The organism is Roseovarius conchicola, assembly GCF_041403425.1.
Taxonomy (GTDB): domain Bacteria; phylum Pseudomonadota; class Alphaproteobacteria; order Rhodobacterales; family Rhodobacteraceae; genus Roseovarius; species Roseovarius conchicola.
This window is the reverse complement of the sequence record NZ_JBGEHK010000002.1, coordinates 304,552-315,918: the sequence shown is the minus strand read 5'-3', so window position 1 is coordinate 315,918 and position 11,367 is coordinate 304,552. Positions and strand designations below refer to the sequence as shown.

Genomic DNA, 11,367 nt, shown 5'->3' with positions numbered 1-11,367 from the left:
ACGCCGTGATGAACAAGGTGATAAGCGTATCAACCGATCGTTCAGAATCAGCGTTGACAGCGGCCCGGTCCGGGTCTACATGCCTGCTGCACGACACCTGCCCAGGTGGCGGAATGGTAGACGCGCTAGCTTCAGGTGCTAGTGTCCGTATGGACGTGGAGGTTCGAGTCCTCTCCTGGGCACCAAAGTCCCACCATAGATCATAATTTTATATTTGCTTAAGGTGGATACATATCTCTATCCACCTTTCATTTGATGCTTTGACTTCCACAGATCGCCTCGACGGGCGGGAAGCGGACCTTTGCTGTTTGCGCAAGGTCGACAGCATGGTTTCGCCATAGCTGACCTTGGCCATCAGCGCGTAACCCGGCGTTTAAAGGGTCACCTATCTGGGCATGTTTTACCGCCCTAAAGGTGTGGAATGCACCCATCTTGAAACCCGGCGATTGTGCTGCTTGTGCTTACAGACTGGAGAATGCGGCAATTGCCCAGAGAATTCGTCTCGCGCTTTCGCTACGCGGAACCTGAACCTTTATGAGGATGGGAAATACGATCGGGCGTCGTTTTGCACGTGTGACCAAAATCAAAAATACCGGCTCTTCGCTTAGGCCCCGTCCAAGCAATGCTTAGCGAGATCATATTTTGGGCAATCACGCTCGCAAACTAAGCTTGCCGATGAACGCGCGGATGCGATGGGTTGCCATACAGAAGGAATTGCAAATGTCGATTGAGCGGACGGATACGCTGATTGTAGGTGGTGGCCAGGCTGGTATCGCCCTGAGCGAGCATCTTACGAAACAAGATATCCCGCATATCGTTTTGGAAAAGAACCGGGTGGCCGAAGCCTGGCGCAGCGGGCGCTGGGATTCCCTGGTGGCAAATGGCCCGGCCTGGCATGACCGGTTCCCGAACCTTGAATTTCAGAAGTGCGACGCCGAGGATTTTGCGCCAAAGGAGCAGGTGGCGGACTACCTGTGCGCCTATGCCGAGGCTTTCAACGCCCCGATCCGAACCGGCGTCGAAGCTCTCAGCGCCATGCGCAATGAAACGGGCGATTTCACCGTTCAAACCAGCGCCGGAACAATCCACGCCAACCGGGTGGTGGCCGCGACCGGGGCCTTCCAGATCCCGTCGATCCCGCCGGTTGTGCCTGCCGAGGCCGACCTGACGCAGATCCATTCGTTCAACTATCGCAACCCCGATCAATTGCCCGACGGAGCCGTGATGGTGGTCGGGGCCGGATCGTCCGGAGCTCAGATCGCAGAAGAGCTACGCCGTGCGGGCCGCCGTGTATTCCTGTCTGTCGGCCCGCATGACCGCCCGCCGCGCGCCTATCGCAACCGCGATTTCGTCTGGTGGCTGGGCGTTCTGGGCCTCTGGGATGTGGCCGCGCAAGAACCCGGCACCGAGCATGTGACCATTGCGGTCAGCGGGGCCTATGGCGGGCGCACCATGGATTTTCGTCGTCTGGGACATGATGGTGTGACGCTGGTTGGCCTGACCGAGGCTTACAAGGACGGTGTGCTGAGTTTTGCGGATGACCTGCAGACAAATGTTGCCAATGGGGACGCCAGTTACCTGTCCATGCTGGACGCGGCGGATGCCTATGTGGACCGCATGGGGATAAACCTGCCCGAAGAACCCGAGGCGCGCGAGTTCATGGCTGACCCGGATTGCCTAACCAATCCGATCCGGCAAATCGACCTCGCCGAGGAAGGCGTGACCTCGATCATCTGGGCGACGGGGTTCCGTCAGGATTTCAGCTGGATGAAGGTGGATGCGTTTGACGATAAAGGCGCGCCTGTTCATCAGCGCGGTGTGTCGCGCGAGCCCGGCATCTATTTTCTGGGTCTGCCCTGGCAATCCCGGCGCGGGTCGACCTTTATCTGGGGCGTTTGGCACGATGCCAAGTACATTGCCGACCAGATCGCCATTCAGCGCGCCTATGCGCAGTATCGCGGACCCGACGAACGCTCGGTTGACGCTGCAGAATAGCAAAAGAAAGACCCAACGATGGCCCACACCCGAATTCGTAAATTCAATACGTCTGACACCTACCCGGAACAAAACCTCGACAACGATCTTTGCCAGGCTGTCGTCACCCGGGGCGGCAAGACCGTCTGGCTGCGCGGCCAATGCCCGCAGAACCTCGACGATGCGGTCAATATCGACAGCCACGACCCGGTCGAGCAGACCCACAAGGTGATGCAGAACATCCGCCAGCTGATCGAAGAGGCCGGCGGGCAGATGGAGCATCTGGTCAAGGTCGTCGTCTACATCACCGACGTGCGCCACCGCGAGGCGGTCTACCGGACGATGGGCGAATATATCAAAGGGGTTTACCCGGTCTCGACCGGCCTTGTGGTGCAGGCGCTGGCCCGTCCTGAATGGCTGGTGGAAATCGACGGCACGGCGGTGATCCCGGACTGACAAGCGCAGGGCACACCCGGCGGCGCAAACCGGGGCTCTTATCAATGACTTTTTACGCGCGCCACGGCGACACGCCGCCTAATGGCGCGCCAAACAACGTATAATGACAGGAGAGACGAACGATGACCTTCAGCCATCAGGATTGGAAAACCCGCGCGGCAGTCCTGTCGTTTCGCGGACAGGCCTTTATCGACGGCAAGTTTGTCGACGCCGCGTCCGGCAAGACCTTTGACAGCATCAATCCGGCAACCGGCGAGGTTCTGACCGCCGTGGCCGAATGTGACGTCGAGGATGTCAATCGCGCCGTGGCCGCCGGGCGCGCGGCGTTCGAGGATGGCCGCTGGTCGCGCATGCCCCCCGGTGATCGCAAGGCCATCCTGCTGAAACTGGCCGACCTGATCCGCGCCAATCTTGAGGAAATGGCCCTGCTGGACAGTCTGGACATGGGCAAGCTGGTCACGGATGCGGTGACTGTGGATGCACCCGGCTCTGCCCATTTCTTCCAATGGTACGCCGAGGCGATCGACAAGATTTACGACGAGGTCGCCCCCACCGGCCCCGGTGATCTGGCGCTGGTCGCGCGGGTGCCCCTTGGGGTGGTTGGGGCGGTGACGCCCTGGAACTTCCCACTGGACATGGCGACCTGGAAGGGCGCGGCGGCGCTGGCGGCGGGCAACTCGGTCGTGCTGAAACCGGCCGAACAATCGCCACTCTCCGCACTGCGCCTGGCCGAGCTGGCCGCCGAGGCCGGTGTGCCGGACGGTGTCTTCAACGTTGTGCCCGGTTTCGGCGCGACCGCCGGGCAGGCGTTGGGGAGGCATATGGATGTCGATTGCCTTGCCTTCACCGGCTCGACCGCGATCGGCAAGAAATTCATGGAGTATTCGGGGCAATCCAACCTCAAACAGGTCTGGCCTGAAACCGGCGGCAAAAGCCCGAACCTCATCTTCGCAGATTGCAACGATCTGGAGGCCGCTGCCGACATGGCCGCCTTTGGCATCTTCTTCAATCAGGGCGAGGTCTGCAGCGCCAATTCACGCCTCTATGTCGAACGCTCGATCAAGGACGCATTCGTGGCCAAGATGATTGCCCGTGCCGAGGCGACACAGCCGGGTGACCCGCTGGACCCGGCCTCGAAAATGGGGGCGATTGTGGATGCCAAGCAGACCGAGGGCATCATGCGTTTTGTCGAGGACGGCAAGAAACGCCTATCGCTTGTGGCGGGCGGCGAGCAGGTGACCGTGGATGGCAAAGGCAGCTTCGTGCAGCCAACCATCTTTGACGATGTCACCCAGGATGATCCGCTGGCACGGGACGAGATTTTTGGCCCGGTCCTGTCGGTGATCCCGTTTGACAGCGAGGAGGAGGCTGTGCGCATGGCCAATGATTCCATCTATGGGTTGGCCGCGTCGGTCTGGACCGATGACCTCAGCCGCGCGTTTCGCGTGTCAGACGCGCTGAATGTCGGAACGGTGTCGGTGAACACGGTGGATGCCTTGTCGGCCCAGACCCCGTTTGGCGGGATGAAACAATCAGGGTTTGGGCGTGACCTGTCCCTGCACTCGTTAGAGAAATATACTGCGTTGAAAACCACCTGGGTTAAGTACAAGGCTTAAACAGGGCCATGAACGGAGATGCGCGGTGCTAAGATATACCCTCAGACAGCTTGAGTATTTTGTTGCCGTCGGTGAGGCGGGCAGCATTGCGCTGGCGTCTGAAAAGGTGAACGTGTCCTCTCCGTCCATTTCGGCAGCCATCAACCAGCTGGAAAAGGAACTCGGCCTGTCGCTCTTCGTGCGCCAACACGCGCAAGGGCTGTCGCTCACCCTGGCCGGGCGGCGGATGCTGGAACAGGCCAAGCTGGTTCTGCGCGAGGCCGAATATATCGTCGATCTGGCAGGCGACATCTCGGGCACGGTGCGTGGCCCTTTGTCTGTCGGCTGTCTTGTCACCTTTGCGCAGGTCATCCTGCCCTCGCTTCGGCGCAGTTTTGAAGCTGAGTTCAGCGATGTGCGCGTGCGCCAGTCCGAGCTGAACCAGGCCGAGATTTTCAGCGCGCTCAGACGGGCCGAGATTGACGTGGCCCTGACCTATGACCTCGACCTGCCGGCTGATCTGGTCTTTGAGTCTCTGCTGGAGTTGCCGCCCTTTGTCATCGTGGGCGAGGCCCATCCTCTGGCGGATCGGGACGAGGTCAGCGTCGATGAACTAGCCGACCTGCCGATGGTGCTGATGGATTTGCCCTTTAGTTCGGAATACTTTCTGTCCTTCTTTGCCGCCGCTGAAACCAAGCCGATCATCGCCGAACGCACCCGCGACATGGCGGTGATGCGCAGTTTGGTGGCCAACGGCTATGGTTACTCCATCGCCAATATCCGCCCCCTGAACGATATGTCACCAGATGGCAAGCCTTTGAAGTTCCTTAAATTACGCGGTGACGTTCGCCCCATGCGCATGGGGCTTTTGACCGCCACCGATGCGGACAGCGCCAATGTGGTGCGCGCCTTTGTCAGCCATTGTCGCCATCAACACGATGTCGGTGCCTTTTTTGGAAATGGGCAGCGTTTGTAACCCTGGGGGCTCTGACGACGATTAGCCTCATCCTAACTCGCGGTTTTGGAGACTCAACTGTTCCCCCTCCGCATCGCGGGTATCTTGATCAAAACAGCTCTCCCTGGAGGAAAAATTGCGCGATCCCCGCTACGACATTCTTTTTGAGCCGGTCAAGATCGGCCCACTCACAGCCAAGAACCGCTTTTATCAGGTGCCGCATTGCAATGGGGGTGGCTATCGCGATCCATCCGCCGCCGCCGCCATGCGGGGCATCAAGGCCGAAGGGGGATGGGGTGTGATTTTCACCGAGCAGTGCGAGATGCACCACACGTCGGAAATCACGCCTTTCATCGAACTGCGCCTGTGGGAAGACAAGGACATCCCGCAGCTACGGAAAATGTCTGAGCAGATGAAAACCCATGGCGCGCTGGCGGGTATCCAACTGGCCTATTCCGGGATCAACGGCCCAAACCTTTACACCAAGGAAGTGCCGCTGGCACCCTCGGCCCTACCGATCCGCACCTTCACCAACGATCCGGTTCAGGCGCGAGCGCTGGACAAGCAGGACATCAAAGACCTGCGCCGTTGGTTCGTGAATGCGGCCAAAAGGTCGAAAGAGGCAGGGTTTGATCTGATCTGTCTCTACGGCGCCCATGGCTTTGGCATCTTTCAGCATTTCCTCAGCCGCGCCACCAACCAGCGCAGCGACGAATATGGTGGCAGCCTGGAAAACCGGGCGCGGTTCAGCCAGGAGGTGATTGCAGACATGCGGGATGCCATTGGGGATACGATGGCAATCACGTTGCGGGTGTCACTGGACGAAACCATTGGCGAGCTTGGGTTTTCCAATGCCGAACTGCGTGACTATATCGAGATGAACAAGGACCTGCCTGACCTGTGGGATCTGGCGCAAGGCACCTGGGAAGATTGCTCAGGCCCCTCGCGGTTCAAGGAAGAAGCCGCCCAGCAAGAGCTGGTGCGCGGCATTCACGAGCTGACGGATAAACCCATCGTGGGTGTGGGCCGCTTTACCTCGGCGGACACGATGGTCAAGCAGATCAAATCGGGACTTCTGGATTTCATCGGCTGCGCGCGGCCCTCCATTGCCGATCCCTTCCTGCCGAAAAAGATCGAAGAGGGGCGGATCGAGGATATCCGCGAATGCATAGGCTGTAATATCTGCATCACCGGTGACATGACCATGTCGATCAGCCGCTGCACCCAGAACCCCACTTTCATGGAGGAATGGCGCAAGGGCTGGCATCCCGAAAAGATGAACGTAAAGGGCGACAGCGACACGGTGCTGGTGGTCGGCTCGGGGCCCGCGGGTCTGGAAGCCACCCGCGCCCTGTCCGAGCGGGGCTATGACGTGGCGCTGGCCGAGGCGGGCACCGCTTTGGGTGGCCGCGTGGCGCGCGAACGTATGCTGCCGGGGCTGAACGCCTGGGGCCGCGTGCTGGAATACCGCGAATACCAGATCAGCCAGAAGCCCAATGTCGAAACCTACTTCGACAGCGCGCTGGACGCCGAAAGCATTCTGGAATTTGGCTTTGAAAATGTCTGTATCGCCACCGGCGCGAAATGGCGCCGCGACGGCGTTGCGCGTCAGCATGTGGTACCGATGCCAATTGCTGAAGGCGCGAAAATCTACACACCGGATGATCTGATGGATGGGACAATCCCTACCGGCAAGGTCATCCTGTTTGATGACGATCACTATTACATGGGTGGCGTTCTGGCCGAGCTGCTGGCCAATAACGGGGCGGATGTGACGCTGATCACACCCTCGGCCTTTGTCAGCGACTGGACCAACAACACGCTAGAACAGATCGCCATCCACCCGCGTCTGGTAGAGGCAGGGGTCGAGATCGTGCTGAACCGGGGCATTACCGAAATCCACGCCGGCCACGTTGTCAGCAACTGCGTCTACACGGACCGCACCCAGACCTACGAGGCGGATGCCGTCGTCATTGTGGCCGCACGTCAGGAAAACAATGGCCTATACACCGGTCTGAAGGCGCGCGAGTCCGACTGGGCGGATGCGGGCATCAAATCGGTCCAGATCATCGGCGACGCAAACGCGCCCGGGCCAATCGCCTGGGCCACCTATGCCGGTCACCGCTATGCGCGCGAACTGGACATGCCCGATATCGGTGATGCCCTGCCCTTCCGACGGGAGATCACGGAGCTGGCGATGGATTAGGGTATGCCAAAGCCAGCGCAAGGCCTGCACTGGCAAATCATGTCCGCAGGGGTCAAAGGCCGCGATTTCAGCCACAATGGCGTGGTTTTCAGCCGCCTCTTTCTACGCCGTTGAGGTCAAAATCACGCCGTTAGGCTCTGACTAACGGACGCTGAGGAATACAGTTCTTACGGCGATTTGGGCATGGACCTATACTGCAATGATAGCACTGCACGCCCTAACGCGACCGAAGGAGAGACACGTGCCAGAGGACAATCCCATCGCGATTGATATTCGCAATGCAGTGAAGCGCTATGGCGATTTCACGGCACTCAAAAAGATATCTCTCACCATTCAAGATAATGAATTCTTTACGCTTTTGGGGCCATCGGGGTGCGGAAAAACCACATTGCTGCGGATGATCGCAGGGTTCGAGGATGTCACCGAGGGGGAGATTTTTCTGTTCGGGGAAGAGATCGAAAAGCTGCCTCCGAACAAACGCTCGGTCAATACCGTGTTCCAGAACTACGCCTTGTTCCCGACCATGACGATCCTGCAGAACGTGGCGTTCGGGCTGGAAATGCGCGGCACGTCGAAGTCAGAGGCCAAGAAGCGGGCCGGAGAAATGCTGGAACTGGTGCATCTGTCGCAATTTGCCACGCGCAAGCCATCGCAATTGTCCGGCGGTCAGCAACAGCGCGTCGCTCTGGCCCGGGCGCTGGCCCCACAACCCAAGCTGCTGCTGCTGGACGAGCCGCTGTCGGCGCTGGATCTGAAGCTGCGCCGGGCGATGCAATTGGAGCTGAAACAGCTGCAACGCGAAACCGGGATCACCTTCATCTTTGTAACCCATGATCAGGAAGAAGCCCTGACCATGTCAGACCGCATTGCGGTCATGTCCTCGGGCGAGCTGCAACAACTGGGCAAGGCGCGCGATATCTATGAGCAGCCGCGCAACATGTTCGTGGCAGACTTTATTGGCGATACCAATCTGCTGGAAGTCAGCGTTGACAAGATCGCCGATGGCCGGGCCATTTGCCATCTGGGGGGCGGACACGAACTGACCTGCAACGCGGTCGAGGGCATCGGCGTGGGCTCCAAGGTGCATATGTCGGTGCGCCCCGAACGGCTGTTTATTTCCGATCAGCCGACCGAAAGCGAAAGCCTGAAAGGTACGGTGCTGCAAAACATCTTTATCGGAACGGACATCACCACCCTTATTGATCTGGCCGACGGTCCGGATTTTCAGGTGCGCACGTCAAACTCGGAGCGTGGCAACAAACGGATTTACGAGCCGGGCAGCGATGTCTTTGTCAACATGGAGATGGGCGCTGCGCGCCTGTTGGTTGACTGATGGCGGGCGGAGCGGCATCAGGCGGCAGCGCCACGACAGACACTTACGCCAGCGCGCGCCATTGGCTGCTGGCCCCCTCATGGTTTGTTCTGGGGGTTTTTGTTCTTCTGCCAGTGCTGATGATGCTGGTCTATTCCTTTCTGACCAAGGAATTTCGTGGCGGCGTCATCTGGGAATTCAGCACGGCTGCTTATGATCAGTTCTTCTTTGATCGCGGCCTTTTCGGGGATGACCCGCCCAAGATCGAATGGACCTATATCACGATTTTCTGGCGCTCGATCTGGCAGGCCGGGCTGGCGACGCTGATGTCGCTGCTGATCGGGTTTCCAACCGCCTATTTCATCGCCACACGCCCCGAGAGAACCCGTGCGATGTGGGTGTTCCTGATCACGATCCCCTATTGGGTGAACCTTCTGATCCGCACCGTATCGATGAAATTCCTGTTGCGGGATCAGGGGCCGTTGAATGATTTTCTGATTGGCATCGGGCTGATTGATGACCCGTTGCGGATCATCAACACCAACTTTGCTGTGCAGCTGGGCCTGTTTTACAGCTATCTGCCCTTCATGGTGCTGCCGATCTATGCCGCGGTCGAGCGGTATAACTTTAGCCTGTCCGAGGCCGCCGCCGACCTTTACGCCAGCAAATGGGCCACGCTGCGCCGGGTGCTTTTACCGGCGGTCAAGCCCGGCGTGATCGCGGGCTGTATCCTGGTCTTTGTGCCCAGCCTGGGGGCGTTTCTGGCGCCCGACCTGCTGGGAGGCGCCAAGAACTTTATGATCGGCTCGCTGATCGAGGAACAGTTCAAGGGCAACGCGGGCAACTGGCCCTTTGGGGCGGCGGCATCCATGATCCTGCTGACGATGGTGCTGATCATCCTGATCATCTTCTCGCGTCAGCAGCGCAAGGCGGGGGCAGAGACATGAGTGCGAAAGCAGACGTCAAAACTTATCCTGGGTTTTACTTTGTCACCCTCCTGTGCCTGGTGATCCTCTATGCGCCGTTGGTGGTGGTGACGGTCTATTCCTTCAACGCCTCCAAGTCGATCACGGTCTGGGAAGGCCTGTCGCTGCGCTGGTATGTTGATGTGTTTGTCGGACCGGAGAGCGCGAAATTCAAACAGGCAGCGATCAACTCGTTCTCAATCGCGCTGGTGGCGGCGACGGTTGCCACCGCCATTGCGGTCACCTCGGCCACGGCGATTGTGCGGGGTGGCAAATACAAACTGCGCCTGCCCTCGCTGGGCCTGATCAGCCTGCCGATCATGGTGCCCGAAATCGTTTTGGCCGTGGCCACCCTGATCTTCTTTAACTCGATCGGGTTCACGCGCGGTTATATGACGATCCTTGTGGCCCATATCGCCTTCTGCATCCCCTTTGCCTATCTGCCGATTCAGGCGCGCATGCAGGGGATCGAGGATACGTATGAGCAGGCTGCCCAAGACCTCTATGCCACCAAGGCGCAAGCCTTCCGCCGGGTGCTGCTGCCCTTGATGATGCCGGGGATCATTTCGGGCTTCCTGCTGGCGTTCATCATCAGCCTTGACGATTTTATCATCACAAACTTCGTCAAAGGCGCCGGGGTCGAGACATTGCCGACGGCCATTTTCGGATCGGTGAAACAGGGCATCAAACCCAATATCATGGCGATCTCGACCATGCTGTTGGGCATATCAATCGTGATGGTCACAATCTCGTACTTCGTCTCGAAATGGGACAACAAGAAATAGGTTCAACAAGGAGCGAATGAAATGAAAAAACTTGCAAGCACAGCAATCGCAGCGGCCCTGATGGCCAATGCCGCGGCCGCCGAGGGCGATCTGGTGATTTATCACTGGTTCGAATACATGCCGCAGGAATTGCTGGAGAAGTTCACCGCCGAGACCGGCATCAATGTCACCATGGACACGTATGACTCAAACGAGGCCATGCTGGCGTCGCTAAAGGCCGGGGGCATGGGCACCTATGATGTTGCCGTACCGGGTGACTACATGGTCGCGATCATGGCGGGCGAGGGCCTTCTGGACACGATTGCGGATGGCGAACTTGCCAATTCTGGTAACATTTCTGCGGAATGGGCCGATCCCAGCTTTGACCCGGGCCGCAAGCATTCGATCCCTTACCAGTGGGGCTCGACCGCTTTCGCTGTGGATACGGCCGCCTATTCCGGTGATATCAACACCACCGATATCCTGTTCAACCCGCCCGCCGAACTGGCTGGCAAGATCAACGTGCTGGATAGTCAAGGTGAGGTGATGGCCCTGGCCTCGCTGCATATGGGCATCCCGCAATGCTCAACCGACCGTGAACAGCTCAAGGCGCTGAATGAAATGCTTCAGGGCGCCAAACAGAACTGGGCCTCGTTCAACTCGGACACCGCCAAAGAGGTTCTGGTATCGGGCGACGCGGCGGTTGGCATGATCTATGACGGGTTCGCCGCCAAGGCGCGGGCCGAGAAGGACACGATCAAATACGCATTTCCGACCCAAGGGTACGTTGTCTGGATGGACAATGTGGTGCTTTTGAACGACGCGCCGAACCGCGAAAACGCCCTGAAATTCATGGATTTCCTTCTGGAACCCGAAAACATCGCGGCGGTTTCGAACTATGCGCGGTATGGTTTGGGTGTGGATGGTGCGGCCGAATTCCTTGATCCGGAACTGGCAAGCCTGCCCGAATCCAACCCGCCCGCCGAGGCAGGCGCAGGAGCGTTCATCGAGGTTTGTGACCAGGAAACCCAGGCCGTCTATGATCAGATTTGGACGAACCTGAAAAAGTAAACGCATCACCAAAGGTCGGTGGGCAGCCCGCCCGCCGACCGGTTATCGGAACCCTCTGAATTACCAAAC

General features: G+C 58.8%; 9 protein-coding genes and 1 tRNA gene. All 10 read left to right on the top strand.

Annotation, left to right across the window (positions count from 1 at the left end):
* Positions 1-99: 99 nt before the first annotated feature.
* The 10 genes from V6N02_RS07410 to V6N02_RS07365 all read left to right on the top strand — a co-directional run bounded on the left by V6N02_RS07410 (position 100) and on the right by V6N02_RS07365 (position 11,298).
* Positions 100-185, top strand: a tRNA-Leu gene (locus V6N02_RS07410).
* A gap of 535 nt (positions 186-720) precedes the next feature.
* Entirely contained in the window at positions 721-1,995 is a 1,275-nt protein-coding gene (locus tag V6N02_RS07405; protein WP_371224889.1) for a flavin-containing monooxygenase, read from the top strand.
* Between the two features lie 18 nt (positions 1,996-2,013).
* On the top strand, positions 2,014-2,430 hold the full coding sequence (locus V6N02_RS07400) for a RidA family protein (protein ID WP_371224888.1): 417 nt from the start codon (positions 2,014-2,016) through the stop codon (positions 2,428-2,430).
* Between the two features lie 122 nt (positions 2,431-2,552).
* Positions 2,553-4,046, top strand: a complete 1,494-nt coding sequence (locus V6N02_RS07395; protein ID WP_371224887.1) for an aldehyde dehydrogenase — start codon at positions 2,553-2,555, stop codon at positions 4,044-4,046.
* A 25-nt stretch (positions 4,047-4,071) separates the two neighbouring features.
* Positions 4,072-5,001, top strand: coding sequence for a LysR family transcriptional regulator (locus V6N02_RS07390; RefSeq protein WP_371224886.1), 930 nt, complete (start codon positions 4,072-4,074; stop codon positions 4,999-5,001).
* Between the two features lie 115 nt (positions 5,002-5,116).
* Positions 5,117-7,186 (top strand): oxidoreductase, encoded by a 2,070-nt coding sequence (locus V6N02_RS07385; protein WP_371224885.1) that lies wholly within the window; start codon positions 5,117-5,119, stop codon positions 7,184-7,186.
* Positions 7,187-7,427: 241 nt separating this feature from the next.
* On the top strand, positions 7,428-8,519 hold the full coding sequence (locus tag V6N02_RS07380; RefSeq protein ID WP_371224884.1) for an ABC transporter ATP-binding protein: 1,092 nt from the start codon (positions 7,428-7,430) through the stop codon (positions 8,517-8,519).
* Positions 8,519-9,445, top strand: a complete 927-nt coding sequence (locus tag V6N02_RS07375) for an ABC transporter permease (RefSeq protein ID WP_371224883.1) — start codon at positions 8,519-8,521, stop codon at positions 9,443-9,445. The genes V6N02_RS07380 and V6N02_RS07375 overlap by 1 nt, the downstream gene beginning before the upstream one ends.
* Positions 9,442-10,248 carry an ABC transporter permease gene (locus V6N02_RS07370; protein WP_371224882.1) on the top strand — a complete coding sequence of 269 codons (807 nt, stop codon included), beginning with the start codon at positions 9,442-9,444 and terminating at the stop codon, positions 10,246-10,248. Before V6N02_RS07375 ends, V6N02_RS07370 begins: the two co-directional genes overlap by 4 nt.
* 21 nt (positions 10,249-10,269) lie before the next feature.
* A complete protein-coding gene (locus tag V6N02_RS07365) occupies positions 10,270-11,298 on the top strand; it encodes an extracellular solute-binding protein (protein WP_371224881.1) in 1,029 nt (342 codons plus the stop codon).
* Positions 11,299-11,367 lie beyond the last annotated feature (69 nt).

Coding starts and splice junctions, on each gene's coding strand:
- V6N02_RS07405 (WP_371224889.1), top strand. CDS start 721: ATGTCGATTGAGCGGACGGATACGCTGATTGTAGGTGGTGGCCAGGCT.
- V6N02_RS07400 (WP_371224888.1), top strand. CDS start 2,014: ATGGCCCACACCCGAATTCGTAAATTCAATACGTCTGACACCTACCCG.
- V6N02_RS07395 (WP_371224887.1), top strand. CDS start 2,553: ATGACCTTCAGCCATCAGGATTGGAAAACCCGCGCGGCAGTCCTGTCG.
- V6N02_RS07375 (WP_371224883.1), top strand. CDS start 8,519: ATGGCGGGCGGAGCGGCATCAGGCGGCAGCGCCACGACAGACACTTAC.
- V6N02_RS07370 (WP_371224882.1), top strand. CDS start 9,442: ATGAGTGCGAAAGCAGACGTCAAAACTTATCCTGGGTTTTACTTTGTC.
- V6N02_RS07365 (WP_371224881.1), top strand. CDS start 10,270: ATGAAAAAACTTGCAAGCACAGCAATCGCAGCGGCCCTGATGGCCAAT.